This window comes from Roseiconus nitratireducens (assembly GCF_008629675.1).
GTDB classification, from domain to species: domain Bacteria; phylum Planctomycetota; class Planctomycetia; order Pirellulales; family Pirellulaceae; genus Stieleria; species Stieleria nitratireducens.
The window spans coordinates 302,818-320,242 of the sequence record NZ_VWOX01000003.1; the positions used below are offsets into that span (position 1 = coordinate 302,818).

13 protein-coding genes are annotated in these 17,425 nt (G+C 61.4%); 3 read left to right on the forward strand and 10 right to left on the reverse strand.

Annotated elements, in window-relative coordinates; translation table 11 throughout:
* The first annotated feature begins 48 nt into the window (after positions 1–48).
* From FYK55_RS06530 to FYK55_RS06540, 3 genes are all read left to right on the forward strand, one after another.
* Positions 49–474, forward strand: coding sequence for an ExbD/TolR family protein (locus tag FYK55_RS06530; RefSeq protein WP_161604336.1), 426 nt, complete (start codon positions 49–51; stop codon positions 472–474).
* A 168-nt stretch (positions 475–642) separates the two neighbouring features.
* Positions 643–1,047 carry an Ig-like domain-containing protein gene (locus FYK55_RS06535; protein ID WP_201743637.1) on the forward strand — a complete coding sequence of 135 codons (405 nt, stop codon included), beginning with the start codon at positions 643–645 and terminating at the stop codon, positions 1,045–1,047.
* 23 nt (positions 1,048–1,070) lie between these two features.
* A complete protein-coding gene (locus FYK55_RS06540) occupies positions 1,071–1,535 on the forward strand; it encodes an ExbD/TolR family protein (RefSeq protein ID WP_150075577.1) in 465 nt (154 codons plus the stop codon).
* A gap of 189 nt (positions 1,536–1,724) precedes the next feature.
* Here the strand turns inward: FYK55_RS06540 and FYK55_RS06545 are convergent, their stop codons facing one another.
* From FYK55_RS06545 to FYK55_RS06590, 10 genes are all read right to left on the reverse strand, one after another.
* Entirely contained in the window at positions 1,725–3,200 is a 1,476-nt protein-coding gene (locus FYK55_RS06545) for an outer membrane protein assembly factor BamB family protein (RefSeq protein ID WP_161604337.1), read from the reverse strand.
* Positions 3,201–3,616: 416 nt separating this feature from the next.
* Positions 3,617–5,116 (reverse strand): sulfatase, encoded by a 1,500-nt coding sequence (locus FYK55_RS06550; protein ID WP_150075579.1) that lies wholly within the window; start codon positions 5,114–5,116, stop codon positions 3,617–3,619.
* Between the two features lie 96 nt (positions 5,117–5,212).
* A complete protein-coding gene (gene xseA, locus FYK55_RS06555) occupies positions 5,213–6,487 on the reverse strand; it encodes an exodeoxyribonuclease VII large subunit (RefSeq protein ID WP_161604338.1) in 1,275 nt (424 codons plus the stop codon).
* A gap of 11 nt (positions 6,488–6,498) precedes the next feature.
* On the reverse strand, positions 6,499–7,362 hold the full coding sequence (gene dapF, locus FYK55_RS06560; RefSeq protein WP_150075581.1) for a diaminopimelate epimerase: 864 nt from the start codon (positions 7,360–7,362) through the stop codon (positions 6,499–6,501).
* A 64-nt stretch (positions 7,363–7,426) separates the two neighbouring features.
* The gene (locus FYK55_RS06565; RefSeq protein WP_235908477.1) at positions 7,427–8,242 is read right to left on the reverse strand and encodes a TVP38/TMEM64 family protein; all 816 of its coding nucleotides are present in this window, start codon (positions 8,240–8,242) and stop codon (positions 7,427–7,429) included.
* 54 nt (positions 8,243–8,296) lie between these two features.
* Positions 8,297–10,261: a serine/threonine-protein kinase gene (locus FYK55_RS06570; protein WP_150075583.1), complete on the reverse strand. Its 1,965-nt coding sequence runs from the start codon at positions 10,259–10,261 to the stop codon at positions 8,297–8,299.
* Positions 10,262–10,401: 140 nt separating this feature from the next.
* Positions 10,402–11,160 (reverse strand): RNA polymerase sigma factor, encoded by a 759-nt coding sequence (locus FYK55_RS06575; RefSeq protein ID WP_161604339.1) that lies wholly within the window; start codon positions 11,158–11,160, stop codon positions 10,402–10,404.
* Positions 11,161–11,224: 64 nt separating this feature from the next.
* On the reverse strand, positions 11,225–12,376 hold the full coding sequence (locus FYK55_RS06580) for an NHL domain-containing protein (protein WP_161604340.1): 1,152 nt from the start codon (positions 12,374–12,376) through the stop codon (positions 11,225–11,227).
* A 240-nt stretch (positions 12,377–12,616) separates the two neighbouring features.
* The gene (locus tag FYK55_RS06585) at positions 12,617–14,113 is read right to left on the reverse strand and encodes an RtcB family protein (protein WP_150075586.1); all 1,497 of its coding nucleotides are present in this window, start codon (positions 14,111–14,113) and stop codon (positions 12,617–12,619) included.
* 176 nt (positions 14,114–14,289) lie between these two features.
* Complete coding sequence (locus tag FYK55_RS06590) at positions 14,290–17,295, reverse strand: CHAT domain-containing protein (protein WP_150075587.1); 3,006 nt, start codon at positions 17,293–17,295, stop codon at positions 14,290–14,292.
* Between the last annotated feature and the right edge of the window lie 130 nt (positions 17,296–17,425).

The following is a 17,425-nucleotide window of genomic DNA, read 5'->3' on the forward strand; positions in this document are numbered from 1 at the left end:
TTTCTGACATCGCGTGTTCTCGGCTTCCTTCCAATCAGCGAGGCATCGGTGAAGATCCCCGATCAGCAAAACCGCCCCTTCACCGGGGCCAACATGACACCGATGATCGACGTGGTGTTCCTGCTGATCATTTTCTTTCTCGTCTCCAGCCATTTGGCTCGCCAAGAAGCTCGACTACCGGTCGACCTGCCGACCGCCAAAACGCACGACCCGCTCAGCACCGCCCCGGTCTCGTTGACCGTGACGGTTGACGCCGACCAACGCGTGCTGGTCGGCGGACGCCTGATCGGCCCCACCGAACTTGCGACGGTCTTCGCGCAAGTCGTTTCCGAAGAGGGCGAATCGGCGTCGTTACGGATCCGGACCGACGGCGCGGTGCCCTACCGGATCATCGAACCCGTTCTGCAAGCCGCCGCAAAGTCGGGACTGCTGGACGTCAAGCTGGCGGTCCAAGAACCTTCACCCACGTCCTAGTCAGACGGTCGCTGCGGGAAGATGACGCAGCGATCGGATGACATTTCCCCCCGCACCAATTTCCACCGTCACGACCTATCGCAACCCGCATCATCGCCGGTTGCGAGGCAATTCGATGCAAGGGATAATGCGTCGTTCGTGTGGTCATTCCCTACCAGGAGCAGAACGATGTCACGTGCGCTTTTCGCAGTTATCGCCCTGACGTTGTTTCTTGACGTTGCGGGCCGTGCCGATGACGTGACGCTGGCCTCGATGCCTCCCGTGGTCGTCAAGACAAACCCGGTCGCCGGTGCCTCGGATGTCGACCCGAAAGTGGCTGAGATTCGAGTCACGTTTAGCAAGCCGATGGCCGATGAAAGCTGGTCCTGGTCCACGTTGAGCGAAGAAAGCTTTCCGCAGGTCAACGGCAAGCCGTCTTACCAGAAAGACCAACGCACCTGTGTCTTGCCCGTCAAGCTGTTGCCCGGCAAAACCTACGCGATCTGGATCAACAGCAACAAATTCCACAACTTCAAGGATCCCGACGGCCGCCCCGCCGTCCCTTACTTGCTGGTGTTCAAAACCAGCGAGTGATTTGAACCCGGCAAGGTTTCGGCATGCGGTTGCCAAAACAACACCAGCAAGATCCCCTGGAAGTGAAGATGACGCCGATGATCGACGTCGTGTTCTTGCTGCTCGTGTTCTTCGTCTGGACCAGCAGCTTTGAATTGCCCGAATATGACTTGCCGGGTGCCATGGCGGAGACGCCTGCGACCGGCAGCGTCGCCAACGAGCCGTCCACCCCGCCGGCCGAAGCGTTCGACGAGATCGTGGTGAAGATTTTGGTTCGCGACGGTTTGCCGGTGATCGAGATGGGAGGGCAGCGGGTTGGTTCCACCGATGAGCTTCGGTCGAAGCTTGCCGAGGTGATCCAGTTGGGCGTGCAGCCTCCGGTCATCATTGATCCGGAACAGGATGTCGCGATGCGGCGGGCGATTGAAGTCTACGATGTCGCCCGCGACGCGGGAGCCGACCGCGTTTTGTACGCAATTGAACCGCCGGATTCCGCGTTGCAGCGGTAGGTTTCGTCGTCGCGGCTGAATTCACGTCGACCAGCTGGCCAGAGCCACTTTCAATCAAAAACACCGTGATTTGCAGTGTGATGAGCGGCAAGGCGCTAGCCGCCGGTCGAGGCGAGAAAACCCGCGGCTAGCGTCACGCGGCTCACCCAGAGTAGCGCAGTCAAGCTGGGCTCTGTCTGGTTCGAGCGATCAGTTGCCAAACGGATCGCCGCTGAACGGATCACTGTTGTCTCCACCCGGTACCGCAAACGGATCGTCCATTTTCTCGTCTCCGCCTCCGAACGGATCATTCCCTCCGGCTCCGAAAGGATCATTGGAATTGAACGGGTCGTTGCCGGGAGTCTCGGTTTCCTCTTTGGGCTTCTTCTCGGTTTCCGGTTCCGGCTCCTCCGCTCCAGGATCGGTCGACTCGCGAACGGTCGGCAGAATTTTTCCGACGGGCCTGAGACACTGAACCGTGCCCACGGAATTCACAAAGTACAACCGATCGGAAACTCGGTTGACCAGCAATCGCTGCGGCCGCAACGTGCTATCCAGATCCAAGATCTTGCCCGTATCCAGGTCGATGGCAGCGAACTGACCGCTCAGCAGACTGACGTACACCCTGCCGTCAAATCCGCCGAGAATCTTTTTGACGTTCGGAACCGGTCGATCCCAGGTCCGCAATCCCGTCTTCTCGTCCAGGGCGAACAGATTGCCGTAAGCAGATGGCAGCAAGACTTTGCCGCCGACCAGATACGGAGCTTCGTAAAAAGGCTCGCCGAAGGGTTGGTTCCACAACACCTCGCCGGTGCGTGTCGCGCGAATGCCATACACCTGGCCCGATTCGCTGCCGAAAAAGAAGCGGTCACCCGGTGCCGCCGCGATCCGTCCACTGACGATCCCGTCGGTGTTCAGACGAAACAAGACGGAGGGTTCGCCGGAAAGTTCCATCACGTAAACGAATCCCCGGTCGGTGGCCCAAGCCACCTTGGTGGAACTGGGGGACTTGGTCGGCGGGGCCAAAGCCAACCCGGCCACGATCTCCATGAACGGATCGACCGTGATGTCTTCCAGCGGGTAGCCCTCGACACCGTTGCGGATGGTCGGCACCAACGAGAAGTCGCCCGCATGGATCGCACCATACATCGGCGTGCTCATGGTGCGCACCGTCGTGATCGGTTCGCCGGTATCGGCATCGATCTTGATCAGGTTTCCGCCGTTGGTGACCGTGACAAATTTCTGATTGATTCCCAGCTTCCCGTACCGCAATCGTGCATTGCCCACCTGGGTGATCCAAATAGGAACTCCGGTTTCGGCATCCCGGCACTCGATCGTGCCGTTGTCACTTGCCGTGTACAGGCGGATTTCGGGAATGGGTTCGGTGCGGATGGTGGTTTCCCCGACCCGCCGTTTTAAGAAACGCACTTCGCGGCGAGCCAATCGTTCCGCTTCCTCCTTTCCGATCGGTTGACCGTCGGGTCCGGCCTGGTCGGTAGAGACGCGGTAGTACACTTCCGGCGGCTCACCTTCCTTCGCAGGCCCCACCACTTCCACGAATTCCCGCGTCATGTCCGGGAATGCCACGATCTGCTGGTCCACCATCGAATCGGAACCCGCGGGCACCGGCATCTGACGACGCCAGGCTTCTTCCAAGCCCAACCGGGCAGCCGTTTGCGGGGACATCAGTTCGCCGGCATGGCTGCAGCGGTTCGGTGCCGAGACGAGGCCAAAAACAGCCAACAAGATCGCTGTAGCTTGGTGTGAACGAATCATGCCTTCAGAGGGGTAAGATGAGGAGCGATCCGGACAAACCGAATCGGCGGTGAAAAATCGTCTCGTCGGGAGAAACGGGCCTGAATGCGTCATCGCCCGATTCTGAAGTTTACTCAATCCGTAGCGGACGACCAACGAAAGCCATGGAATTGCTCGACCCGATGGGCGGGCTATCGCGGTTGTTCCAGAATTTCCGGAAAAGATCCTTGCCCGCACCATCCGTCCTGCCGGGCGGACCGGACACCACACGCCGGACACCCCACGCCGGTCCCTGAATCGTCAACACCAGCGGATGCGTGGCCCCACGATGCTTGCGTCGATCCCGATCAAAGATCTTTTTCGGTGGCGGGGAACCGTTTGCGTGCTTGGCTGTCGATCGGCTTTCCCGTGCGCACGCTCCACCACTCGCCGGCACGGTCCGGATCGTAGTGCGGATTGGGGATCGGCATCCGCGCGACCACGGAGTTTCGCCAGCGGGAAAGTTGTTGACGTAGTTGCTGCGTCCGTCCCGGATTGCTTTGCGAAAGATCGGTGGTTTCACCTAGATCATCGGCCAGATTGAACAGCAACGTCTGTCCCGTCCCGTCGATGTATTCGATCAATTTCCAGTCGCCCTGGCGAATGGCGCTGGACGGTCGGTCATGGTGGTAGTGCGGGTAGTGCCAGTACAGTGCCTCGCGGCCCAGCGATCCTTGCGGATCACGGATCAAGGGCAACAGGTTGACCCCATCGATCGGCTGATTCTCCGGCAGGCTCCCGCCGGCAAGTTCGACAAACGTCGGATAGAAGTCGTGCGTGATCGTGGGCTCGTCACAGACCTTGCCCTGCGCGGCCACCCCGGGGTAACGGATGATCAACGGCACGCGAATGCCGCCTTCGAACAGCGTTCCTTTCTCGCCGCGTAACGGTTTCTGGACCGAAACGCTTCGATCGGCTTCCGGATTGAAATCGTAGCGTCGGTACAGACCGCCGTTGTCGGACGTGAACACCACCATGGTGTTTCGATCCAGTCCGGACTGCCGCAGTTGGTCCATGATCCGGCCCACCATGTCGTCGACGTGTTCGATCATCGCCGCGTAGATGGGATGCGGCAAGTGGGTGTCCGGATTGTCGCCGGCTTTGGCGCGATACTTCTCGACCTTGCTGCTCATCGCCCCGAGGGGGATGTGAACGGCAAACGGGCTGATCATCAGGAAAAACGGCTTCTCGGAGGAGCGTTGGATAAATCCTCGGGCAAGATCGGTTTCGAATTCCGTCCGATACTGTCCTGCTTTGGGTTTCAAATCCTTGCGTCGGGCGCGGTACTTGCCTTCAAAGTGCGGCCCATTGATCTCGGCATCAAAGTCATATCCTTGCCCGCCGGGTGAAAACAGTTCGCCGGATCCCAAATGCCATTTGCCGATGTAGCCGGTGGTGTATCCGGCCTGCTTCAAGGACTCGGCGACCGTCACGGTTTCCGACGGCATCGCGTTCGTCGGCCGAGGTGTTTGCACACGTTCAAACGGACGCCAGTGGCCGGGAATGTGCGCCGTGATCCCGATTCGTGCCTGGTTCTGGCCCGACTGCAAGGCACAGCGAGTCGGCGAACAGACCGCCCCGGAAGCGTAAAAATTCGTGAACCGTACGCCCTCGGCCGCCAACTGATCGATGTTCGGCGTTTCAACGAATTCGTTGCCGTAGCACCCCACGTCTTTCCAACCGAGGTCGTCGACAAAGATCAGCACGATGTTTGGTCGTTCTGCGCTGGCCTGGGCCGCCGGAAGAACCTCGACGGCCCCCAGGACCAAAAGAATCGCGAGCAGGAAACGAGAAAAGAGCCGCGACATGGAAGCACTCCGGGAGGGATCGAGGCGGGTGAGACGACGGTGGGAAAGCACCCTGGGGAACCGTCGGAAAACCCGTGCAGGATAGCAAACTGACGATCACTCCGCAGAGTCGCCACGACCGAACCGGGGTTCGTCCGGTATCACGGACGTCACCACGGAGCTGAATCGCCCGCCGACGACGATCGTTTCCACCTGCTGCTGATCGGTGACTTGGTCCACATGGGTCACCGCCTGGCCGGACTGGTTCAGCGTCACGCTGTAACCGCGGGCCAACGTCTTCAACGGCGAAAGCGCCGAGAGCTGGGCCGCGGAATTGGCAAGCCGGTGCCGGGCGCGTTCCATCTGCCGATCCATCGCCTGACGGGCGCGCATTTCCAGTTCGTCCATCAGCCTGGAACGTAAGTGCACGATCTCCATCGGCCGCTTGAACATCGGGTGACGTTCCAAAGCTTCCAACTTTTGGCGGCGCAGCTCCATCGTCAGCTGCATCGCCCGTTGCAAGCGTCGGTCCAGGTGATCGACGCGTTGGGTGATCCCGTCGCGATCGGGAAAGACCTTGGTTGCCGCATCGGTGGGCGTCAAAGCTCGCACGTCGGCCGCCAGGTCCGCCAACGTGACGTCGATCTCGTGTCCGACCGCGCTGACCGTCGGCACCGGACACTCTGCAATGGCACGCACCACGGGCTCTTCATTGAAGCACCACAGGTCTTCCAAACTGCCACCACCGCGGGCCACGATGACGGCGTCAAGTTTGGGACGGATCATTGCGGCCGCTTGCAACCCGCGACGGATTGTTTCCGCGGCACCGGCCCCTTGAACTTGAGCGGGAATCACGAAGATCTCCGCGGACAGCATGTTCCGACGGGCGGCCACCAGGAAGTCGTGGATCGCCGCACCGCTGGGGCTGGTCACGATGGCGATTCGCCGAGGGTGTTTCGGCAGCGGACGCTTCCGCTCGGCGGCGAACAGCCCTTCGGAGTGCAGCCTGGCTTTCAGTTTTTCGAATGCCTGCTGCAGCGCGCCAACGCCTTGCGGTTGGGCTTTGCGGACGACCAACTGATAGGTCCCGCGAACGGTGTAAATCTCCAAACCGCCGAAACACAGCAGCGACTGGCCGTTCTCCAATTTGAACGGCAAGCGGGAAACCACGCTGCGCCACATGATCGCACGAATCTGGGAATCGTCGTCCTTCAAGGTGAAGTACAGGTGACCGCTGCGAGGGCGCGTCACGTCGGTGACTTCACCGGCGACCCACAATGGCGGAAACGTCGCTTCGACCACCGCTTTCAGATGGCCGTTTAATTCGCTGACCGAGACGGCCCGGCCGACGCCGCCCGCATCACCGGGCGGCAGGTCATAGGCGTCGTTCAAAGATCCATCCCTCAAGAACGACTGGGAAGATGAAATTCACCCGAAAAGACTTCGCTCGCGGGACCGGTCATCAGCACGTGCCCGTTCTCGGCATTCCATTCCAAAGTCAAGTCACCGCCAAGCAGATGATTCAGGATGCGACGCTCGGTGCGGCCCGCCAACACGCCTGCGACACAGACGGCCGACGCCCCCGTTCCGCACGCCCAGGTCTCGCCGGACCCCCGCTCCCAGGTCCGCTGCCGAACTTCGCTCGGCGAAATGACCTCGACGAACTCCACGTTGACTCGGTTCGGGAACCTGGGATCCGTTTCGATCTTGGGGCCGAGTCCCAAGACCAGATCGTCCGTCGCCTCATCAACGAAGATGACGCAGTGGGGATTCCCCATCGAAACACACGTCACTTCAAACTGCCGGCCGTCAAATTCCGTGGGCACCGAAACAACGTGTCCATCGTCCGAAGACGCAGCAATCGTCGTCGGGATTTTGGGGCCTTCCAGAATCGGCTGCCCCATGTCGACGGTGACCTGATCGACCCGACCGTCATCCCCGACTTGCAGGCGAAGCTTCAATACTCCGGCGCCGGTTTCGATCGAAAGCGACTCCTTGGCGGCAATCGAATGGTCAAACACGTACTTGGCCACACAGCGGATGCCGTTGCCGCACATCTCACTTTCACTGCCATCGGCATTGAACATCTGCATCCGCGCGTCGGCCACGTCACTGGGCCGGATCAAAATCAATCCGTCGCCGCCGATCCCGAAGTGTCGGTGCGACATCTGCCGCGCCAATTCCGGCGCGTTTTCCGGCAGCGATTGCGAAAAACAATCGACGTAGACGTAGTCGTTTCCGGCACCATGCATTTTCGTGAATTTCATCCCAGACATGCTACGACCACGCTCCAATAATTCAACCGGGGAAAGAGTCACTCACGTGGCCCGCTCAGTCAGGCCGATCATCGACACGGCCCCGGGGATCACGTTCGCCATCGACGCGGACCGGTTGCGATCGAAAACGCTGCATCAACCGACGGACGGCCAACGGAAAAACCCCCAGCAGTGAAAAGGCCACCGCCAATTGCAGCAACTGTCCGGGGGCAAACACCGCAGCCGCCCCCTGTTCGGCCAACACCTCCAGATTGGGAACCCTGGAACCGGCATACACATACACGGCAGTACCGGCAAGCATCCCCAATTGGCTGACCCACCAGTAGGTCCACACGCCGATCGGCGTCAGGCCCATCACCAGGTTGATCACAAAAAACGGGAACGCGGGGATCAATCGCAGCGTGAACAGGTAGAACGCTCCCTCGGACTCCAACCGACGCCGAAAGGTTCGCATCGATTCTCCGTAGCGGGACTCCACCGCGTCGCGGAGCAAGTACCGGCTGCTCAGAAAGGCCAACGTCGCCCCCGCGGTGGAGGCGAAACTGACCAGCAGCACTCCAGGTCCCAAGCCAAAATACCAACCGTACAACAACGTCAGCGGAGTCGCCCCCGGTAACGACAAACCGGTCACCGTGACGTACACCAAAAACGCTACGCCATAAGTGACAATCGGATGCGCCGACTGATAGGCCCGCAACGACGCTTCCTTGTCGGCAAGCGTCTGCAGCGTGATGACATCACGTAGGAAATACCCGGCGACGGCCAGGACAACCGCCAGCACCACGAACACGCCTACCTTCCAGCGATCCGCATGCTTTTCCGAGGGGCAAGAAGTCTCGCTCTCGGCTGCGGAATCCGGTGATCGTGTCAAGTTGAATCTCAAGGAGACGGAATTGCAGGGCAGGTGTGATGGTCGGCTCCAAGGTCATCGCTTCCGAACCTCCCGCGACTCTTCTGGCACAATGACCTTTTCCGATCGGCGACCGCCTAAACCCGACGGTTCCGGGATACGCCTTCGTTCAAGATCGGCTTGCTCCATCAAATCTTGATAGGTCCGCTTCTGACGTTCGACGTTTCTGGCCACCGCCGCGTCGCGAGGGGAAAGCTGATCGATCAGCTCTGGCGGTACCGGTTCACCTTCCACGTAGGGCCGATAGGGCATGCTGATCAAGGTACCCGCTGCGCCGGTGATCAGCAGCACCAACAACAACGTGGACAACGCCGCCGCGCGAACCGAAATTCGGCCAACGAACGGCTTGAAAAGATACCGCAACGCGGCCGGAAACAACACGTGCAACACCAACACGGTCAGCCAGAATGCAGCGCTGATGATGGTCGCCACCGACACCACGTGCACCCAATCACGAAACCAGCCGGATTGTCCAGGCTCTCGCACGTCTCCTTGGATTGCGATCCAGGTAACAATGGCGACGATAACCGGAGCGACGACCGCCACGCCGGCGACCATCAAGTATTCGGCTCCGAGAACGAAACGGATTAGCAAGTTCCCCTCGTCGGTTCGCTGACGTTCTTCCCGCGACAACGCCAACCGGGCGAGAATCAATGCCGCGACGCAAGCAACGACGAAGGTCAACAGCGCCGCAAACTCCCCCCTCGGCTCCGACGATAAAAACATCGCCAAACCACACCCGCCAATCAGCAGGACCGCGGAGACCACCGCCGGGCCATCCACCGACGGATGTTTCAGCAGCGAATGTTGCAAGTCGGTCGCTGATTCACGGCCGCGCCGGTAGGCCGTCGACGCAAAGTTCGATGCCGTGGCAGCATAGCGTCGGGCGTTCTGACGCAGATCGCCAGATTCGTCTGGATGGGAGTCCGTCGCAGCATCCGGTTGCCGCTCGATCGAATGGAGATCGCTCAGGATCTCCGCCGCATTGGCGTACCGTTTCTCCGGCTGCTTCTCGAGCGCCTTCAACACGACTTCGTCCAGTCGGATATCGATCGAGATTCCGGGCGGTCCGCTGCTTCCTGCCGGCGGTAAGTTCACGCGCGAGCTGGGCGGCTCGAAGCGTCCGATGGGCAACTCGCCGGTCAGCATTTCGTAAAACACCACGCCCAGCGCGTACAAATCCGCCCGGTGATCGACCGACCGTGGTTTCTCCAACTGCTCCGGTGCCATGTAGTGAATGGTTCCGACCACACCGCGGGTGGGAGAATCCTGATCCGCCGGCTCGGCATCTGCATCGGCTTCCCGCGAATCCGATTCGGTTTCGGAAGAATCGCTTTTGGTGGCCAGCAGCTTCGCCAAACCGAAGTCGGTGATTTTCAGCCGGCCCCGCGCGTCGAACAGCAGGTTCTCCGGCTTGATGTCGCGATGCACGACGCCCTCTTCGTGGGCATAGGACAGCGCGTCGCAAAGCTGCGGGATGATCTCCAGCGCCTCGGCCTGGGACAGCCGCCCCTGGGCCAAGACCTCGCGCAAGTTAGCCCCTTCCACCAGCTCCATCACCAACATCGCGTACGGGCCCGCCTGACCAAAATCGTACACCGCGACAATGTTGGGATGATTCAATTTCGCCAGCGCCCGGCCCTCTCGTGCGAATCGTTCGCGAAACCCCGGCCGACTGGCTATCTGCGGAGGAAGGATCTTGATGGCAACGGGACGGTCCAACGATTTCTGACGACCGGAATAAACGGCACCCATTCCGCCTTGGCCGATTTTGGCATTCACGTCGTAGCCGACGATGTGCTCGGAAAGTTCTTCGATGGAGGGAGGCACAAAGCTCTGCCCGGGCCCCAAGGTGATGGCGATCGGGGCGGGGCGATCCCACGGCGGACGCAACAGGCAGCGAGGACACTGCGTCGGTCCGCTGGCACCCGAATCGACGGGGACAGGATTTCCGCAACGCGGACAGGGGCGATCGGTCATGGTTTTCCCGCCTGGGGCTTCGGAGGCACGAATCGTTGTCTATCACCTCCTACACGCGTCGATCGTTTCGGTTACCAAGTTTGTTGCAAAAACTGCCGATCGATTCGCTGGTCACTCGCAAACACCTTGCTGACCGCCGATCACGAAGGCCTTCCCACATCCAAGGCACGAAACAGCCATTGCCGTTCTTCCCCACTTTGACAGGGATCTTCCACCGTCTGGGCCACCGCATCCAGCAAACGTTGTCGGTAACGAACCCGCAACCGATGGATGGCAACCTTCAGGGCGGTCCTGGACAGACCCAGTTCCTCGGCCAACGCCGAACGCTGTTGGGTGTCCGGTTCTGCCCCGGTCAGCAGTGGTGCCAACCGATCGAACCACTCCGCCTGGCCGCGTCTTTGGTACTCGTCACGCAATCCGTCCAGCGTTTGCCGAAGCAAGCATTTGGCCCATTGACGATCAAACAGCGATTGCGGATCGCCGTGCCGGTCGACCACCTCGGTTTCGAACCATCCGTCCCGTTCGATTGCTTGCCGCTGATCGCCCTGCAACGACAACACCGTTTCGCGGCCGCCACGACGAACGGCCGTTTGCCGGCGGTGCTGGTTGGCGACGTAGTGATCCAACGCGGTGTAGAGAAACGCGCGAAAGCGTCCCCGCGTCGCGTCGGCTGACCCAATGGAATCTCGCGCCAGCAGGTCACTGAAAAACCCCTGAACCAGATCTTCCGCATCGTGCGGCGTCCGACCGCGTCGGCGAAGGTACCCGTACAGCGCCGGCCAGTAGGCCGCGCACAATTCCTCCAGCGAAGCCTTGGCGATCGAATCCGAAACCTCGTCTCCGGCCGCCTGAAGCACCAAACTCCAGCGTGTCGTCGGTAGACGTCCGGCAAGTGTCATCGGTCCTGCGTCGAAGCGAAACGAGAAGAAGCATTTTTCGTGACGCGAGTATAACCAACCGAACTCAGTTCGGCTGATCGGCCCGGTCGCCTTCGCGGTGCTTTCGCTCAGCGGCCAGCAGGCGATGGTTCTCGGAGTCCGCCAGGAAATAGACATCGGCGTCGGTGCCGCGCCGGACCGCGGTCCCGTGCGGTCGCTTCAACTGGAACCCTGTGTCCAGGGTCTCGATCACGTTCTTGCGACGGTCGACACGCCTCAGGGCCTGGTTTTCCGTATCGACGACCAGCAGCGCCCCCTGGGAGTCGACGGCGATCCCCTTCGGCCCTCGAAACGTCGCCTGCAACGGATGACCGCCGTCGCCGCTGTGACCTTGCTTGCCCGTGCCCGCGACGCGATGAATCGTGCCAGCGGAACGATCGATCCGCCACACGCTGTTGCCTTCGCGAAGCACCAGCCAAATCGACTCGGCGTCGATGGCCAGCGAACGCGGACCGAAGACCGACACTTCATTCGCCAAAGCCCCGTCGACGGGAAGCTTTCCCTTGCCGTCTCCCGCAACCGTGGCGACGGTGCCTGTCTTCAGATCGATGCGTCGCAAGCGGTGGTTCTTGGTATCGGCAACCAGCAGGCCTCCCTGGCCGTCCAACACGATGCTGTGCGGTTGATCAAATCGGGCTTGCGACGCCGGTCCGCCGTCACCTCGCGAGCCGGCGACGCCATCACCGCCGATCGTCTGAATGATTCCCGTCCGCCCGTCGATCTTGCGAATGCAATGGTTGCGTGTATCGGCGACGTACAGGTCGCCGTTCCGATCAGCACGGATTTCATGGGGCGCACGAAATCTCGCTTGCAACGCCGGGCCCCCGTCCCCGCTCAATCCGGCCTGGCCGGTTCCGGCAAAACGCTCAATCTTCGTCCCTGCCAAATCCATCTTCCAGATGGAATGATCATCGATCGTGGACAGGTAGATCGCGTCCGCAGCCACCTCCACGCCGTACACGTTCGGAAGACACACCGATTTCGGTGACGAGGGTTGATCGGCGGAGTCCCCTTGAGCTTTCCCCGTTCCGGCAAAGATCTGCCACGTCTGCTCTTGCGTCGAAGCTTGATCCGGAGAGTCGGCCGCAACAGGCCGACCGAAGACCATCGCGAACAACAACACGGCGGCGATCGGGCGCCAGCGAAAAACGAGGAATCGAAACGTTGCGGAGGGCACGGTGGGACTCACGGGGCAAGCGGAGGCGGGGAAAAGGCAAGCATGATTGCCCCCGATTCTAACCGGACAGTGCCGCTTTGTAGCGACCGTCGCCAGACGGTGGCAATTCGGCGTCGTCCACGTCCTGGCGAGTCTGGTCCGCTCCCTGGCGAGCATCGTGTACGCTACGGCAGCGAGCATCGTCCACGCTCTGGCGAGCGTGGCTACGGCGGTGAGGTTGGCTGGTTAACCATCCCGACTTCAATCATCTGCCGGCGCGCCGTCTTTGATCACGAATCTCGCTTGCAGCCGGGCGACCTCGCTTGCCAACCCGGCCTGCCGCACACTCTTGAGCACTTCGTTGAAATCCTTGTAGGCATCGGGCGCTTCGTCGCGCGGGTAGGTGCGACAGTTGCTAATGATGTCGTGATCAGCCAGACCGCGGTCGATCTCGCTTTGGACCAGCTGTTTCTTCGCACGCGTCCGGCTCATCCGACGCCCCGCGCCGTGGTTGACGCTGAACGCGGAAGCCTCCGCGCCGGCATCGGCAACCATCACGCTGGATCCGTCGCGTGGATTTCCCGGCAACAGGATCGGGTGCCCGGTGGATTCAAATCGTGTGCCCGCCAGCTGCGGATGGCCGGCCGGCAACGCACGCGTGGCGCCCTTTCGGTGGACCCATTGGACGGCTCCGTCGATCGGCTCTTGCCGCGCGATGTTGTGAGAAATGAAGTACACCAATTCACCACGAATTCCCGGGAACACCTCGCGAAACGCTTCCAAGACCAACGCATTGATCAACAAGTGATTGACGGTGGCGAAATTGGCCCCCATGGCCATGTCGCACAGGTACTGTTGTCCTTCGGCGGAATCCGCGTGCGCATAGACCAACTGCGGGTCACCGGCTGGAAACGCCAGACCACGACTTTGAAAGACCGACTTCAACGACCGAAATTGCGTCATCGCCAGGTCATGACCGAAGCCGCGGGATCCGCAATGGGACAGAAATGCGACGCAACCATCCTTCAGTCCGAAGGTCTCGGCAACCGCGCGTTCTCGCTCGCCGCCGGCCAACCGCACCACCTCGGCTTCACCAAAGTGGTTGCCGCCGCCATAGCTGCCCAATTGCCGATACTTCGATTCGATGCGATCTAGCTTGTCGCGTTCGCGTCCCAGCCATTGCAATCGCGCCGCCAATGAGTCCGACGTCCCATCGGGCCCCAGGTGGAAGGCGTCTTCGCAGGCTTCCGCCCAGGACTTCGGAATGCCCAGTTTCTTGAGCACCGCCTTGGATGCCCCCTCGGTCGCGACTTGAAACCCCAGGCGTCCATCAACGCGACGTGACTTGGGCGCATGTCGTTGCCCGCGGCCGGCACCGGTCGGGACACGCTTGGTGATCGCCTTGATGACCTTTCGCCGTTCGGCGGCATCGTGCAACGCTTCCGCCGGCAGGTCGGTTTGCAGCAGGCTCATGCTGCACTTGATGTCCACGCCAACCGGGCCGGGATACACGTGAGTCGGCGAGACCATCACGCAACCCACCGGCGCCCCGTATCCGACGTGCGCGTCGGGGTTCAGCACCACGCGGGAAACCCCCGGAGCCCGGCGGCTGTTGATGGCCTGCTTCAGCGTCTCTCCACCGAATGACTGGCGGATCGGTTCCGTCCCAATCACGGTGATCGGCGACAGATCGTCACCGACCGGCAAGGTCGCCTTGGCCTGACCGGTGACGGTCAACATTTCGTGCGTTGTATCCATGGTGTTGTCGCGGGTGGCCCGCGTCCGAACCGGGAGGAACTCCGGCTTTTATTCGCTCACTGCTGGCGATTCGAGCGTCCCCGCCGGGTAGGCTTTCCCTCGGCCTCACGGCTCTCCGGCCGGAAGTTTGCTGGGCGCAAAGCGGTTCGTCCGAGCCGGCATCGCCGATGCCAATCTCAATTCGAATCGTTCACCGGGGCGGCCAACAGATACGTCGACCAAAAAAACGGTTCATCCCCGGACAGCGTCACCCGTTCTTGATCCGCGGAGGTCAACGTAGGTTCGGCCATGGGCGACAATTCGCTTCGGCGCAACACACTTTTTGCTCGCGAGAACGCATCACTGGGCCCGATGAAGGGCAGTTCCTGCATGAACTCGCGCAGCACAATCCCGGTCGAGGCACCGCCGACCGCCCAGCGGCTCAAGATCACGTCGCGCACACCGGAATACTGCAGCGTCCCGATCGTCTGGAAAATCTCGCTGCCGGAGACCGGGCGACCGGTGTCCAAATGCGAACGAAAACCGCTCAGAAAAACCGTCCCCGGCTTGGCCGCGGGAAAGCTCAACCAGGAACGCAGACTCCCCCCGGGTAAACTTGCCTCATAACCGGCCAGGGCTGAATCAAGTGTCGAATCTGGATTGGGCACGGTCGGTTCCGCAATCAACAAGCTGCCAGCCGCCGGCCCGGTCTGACTGGTTGCGACACCTGCCTGGTCGGGCAGACGCACCAGCGCCCCGGGATCAACCGCATCAACGATCGATTGCACGATGCCTTGATTCAATTCCTGGTCGCGTGGCGCAAAAAACAGGCCCGAAGACATCGCCGCCACTGGAGAATCCGATTTCAAGGCGGTCGGGTGGAGCGCCAACGCAGGGGTGGCGGCATAGGAAATCTGGATCGTATCGCCGAGCAGTTTGGAATTGCGATCTTCGGTCGGAAGCAATTCGAACGGCAAATACCACAGCAGGGAGTCCGGAATGACGACCAGGTGTTGCAAACCGACGAAGCGGTCATCCATCAGGTTTCCGGTGCCCGGCATGATCAGGCGATCCCGAAGTTCCAGGGCGTCGTCGCGCCAGGAATCATCTTCCGGCAGTCGGGCGCCACGGTTTTTCGACGCCCCGATCCCCCGCATCACCTTCGCGATCTCGGTGCCAACGCGGTTGGCCCCACTGATGGACCAATAACTGGACTTGTCGCGCGTACACAAGGTGACGTGAATCACGTTCCCATCCTGGCAAAAACACAGCACGCCGACTCCGTCGGGGATGTCCTTGGTCGGCTGCTTTTCATCCATGGGGCGCGGCATGGTTTGTGGGATCGCGACCCGATCCAAAGCGATCGCCCAAGCGTCCGATTCCATCTGGCCGGCTGCGGCGAGGGCCGCGCTGGGGTCCGCGGGTGGCGGCGCCGTTGCGGCGGTTCGCAGGTCACGGATCGGCTTGGCGGCTTTGTTGCGAAACTCCACCGTCGAACCTTCCAACAACGCATCCGGCAGTCTCGCCAAAGCCCGAACCTGCAGCACGCGTCCGCCAAGGGCCGTCCGTTGGCGCAGTCGCCCCCGCTGCAGATCCTCCACACGCATCAGCACGTCTTGCGCGCTGTCGCGTGAGGCCGCATTGCGCAATCGCGCGATCCGCAGGGCATCGCGGTCGGCGATCCAACCCGCCAGGGCGTCCACGGGATCGCGTCGCCAAACATCTTCGGTCGGGTCGTCGACGTAGCGTGCCAACATCACGTCGGCCGACTGGCCGTTCAGGTTGCGTCCCAGCGCCTGCCGAATGCGTTGCAACTGATAAAGCTGCGGCATCGAGATCAGGTTTCGATTGCGGATTCGGCTGGCGGTCGCAAAGCCCATCACATTGTTCAACGGTTCGTCCCAAGGACGTACCGAACCGCTGAAGGCGGATCCGCCGCTGCGACTGGCCAGACGCGCGGCAACATAGGCTCCATACGCTTCCAAACGAGGCTGGGTCACATCACGACGCTGCGACAGTTCCCGCGCTTCTCCCAGCCGCGCGGTGGCAAAATTCAGATCCCCCGCGGTCACCGCCGCATCGGCGGCGGCGATCAGGCAGTGCAAAGACGCCAGCCTGGATTCCCGAATCAGTGACCTGGCGGCCTCCGCTGCCGCTTGCTGGACCGCGGTCGCTTCGGTCGGCCCGGCGCATCCGGCGGCCAACTGATACGCTTCACCGATCCAACCGAATTGTTCCAGAGCGGCCGCCTGGTTGGCAGCGGCCAAACACAGTGGCACCGCTTGAACCGGCGTCTCCGTCCCGGCCAGCGCCGACGCCGCCGAAAGACCGGCGATTGGGGACAGCGGGTGCACCCCGTTGTTGAGCAGCAGGTTGGCACCGGCGTCCTTGATGGCGTTGACGTCGTCCGAAACACCGAACTTTTCGGCGGCCCGCATCGCCCCGATCAATCCCCTGGCCAGCGGCGGGGCATTGCTCGGATACTTCGTGCTTTCCACGACCTGCGCGGCCAACGCATCGTTTTCCGACAGCGGTCCCAAGATGATGCGTCGGCGGTAGGAAGCCATCGCCAACCCACGCAAGATCTCCACGGTGTCGACCGTTTTGATGTTCAATTCCTCGATGCGCCCTCCGGCGGCGAGACGTTGTTCGGTCAGCACCTCTCCGGAGTAGTACTTCAGCGACCGCGTCAACGGCAGCCGGTTGACCGACTTGGCTGCCGGCCACAGATACTGCTTCGGCGACACCTGGACATTGCCCCGCAGCAACTCTTCCCAAACCGGCCGTCGCAACCAGCCTCGATAGCGCACCGCAATGTTCAGCGCGGTATCCAGACTTTGCATGGCACCTTCCAGGTCGCCCAGCCGATACTGGCACTCGGCCATCATGGCATAGACGGGGATGGCGTCGATCCAATGACCGTTGATGTCGCGACGCGTGCGTCCGATCGCCACGTCGAACGCATCGATCGCGCGATCCAGCTCGCCGGTGTGATAAACCTGCAGTGCCATGTAGTACTGCGGCGGCGGATAGTTCACACCGGTGGGTTCAAAGCCCAAGCTGGGTCCCAGCCCGGCACCTTGGCCGAGCGAGGTCGACGCCGACATTGCGAAGCCCGCCGATGCCACCAGCGCCACCGTCCAAACGGCGAATCGAACCAGACGGTTCGTCCGCAAAACCGATGCAAAAAGATATCTGTCCATAAATCAAGTCTTGGTTCGTGGGGGACCCCATCGCTGCGGGATCACCGAAGCGAGGATCGGACGCCACATCCTGGGGGCATGACGAGAGGAGCGAAAAGACGGCGGACCACGGTCGACGGCAGCAACGTTG

Bases quoted from the DNA above. Each gene is read 5' to 3' on its own strand.
- FYK55_RS06535 (WP_201743637.1), top strand. From the start codon at position 643: ATGTCACGTGCGCTTTTCGCAGTTATCGCCCTGACGTTGTTTCTTGAC.
- FYK55_RS06540 (WP_150075577.1), top strand. From the start codon at position 1,071: ATGCGGTTGCCAAAACAACACCAGCAAGATCCCCTGGAAGTGAAGATG.
- FYK55_RS06545 (WP_161604337.1), bottom strand. From the start codon at position 3,200: ATGTCCCCGCAAACGGCTGCCCGGTTGGGCTTGGAAGAAGCCTGGCGT.
- FYK55_RS06550 (WP_150075579.1), bottom strand. From the start codon at position 5,116: ATGTCGCGGCTCTTTTCTCGTTTCCTGCTCGCGATTCTTTTGGTCCTG.
- dapF (WP_150075581.1), bottom strand. From the start codon at position 7,362: ATGAAATTCACGAAAATGCATGGTGCCGGAAACGACTACGTCTACGTC.
- FYK55_RS06570 (WP_150075583.1), bottom strand. From the start codon at position 10,261: ATGACCGATCGCCCCTGTCCGCGTTGCGGAAATCCTGTCCCCGTCGAT.
- FYK55_RS06575 (WP_161604339.1), bottom strand. From the start codon at position 11,160: ATGACACTTGCCGGACGTCTACCGACGACACGCTGGAGTTTGGTGCTT.
- FYK55_RS06585 (WP_150075586.1), bottom strand. From the start codon at position 14,113: ATGGATACAACGCACGAAATGTTGACCGTCACCGGTCAGGCCAAGGCG.
- FYK55_RS06590 (WP_150075587.1), bottom strand. From the start codon at position 17,295: ATGGACAGATATCTTTTTGCATCGGTTTTGCGGACGAACCGTCTGGTT.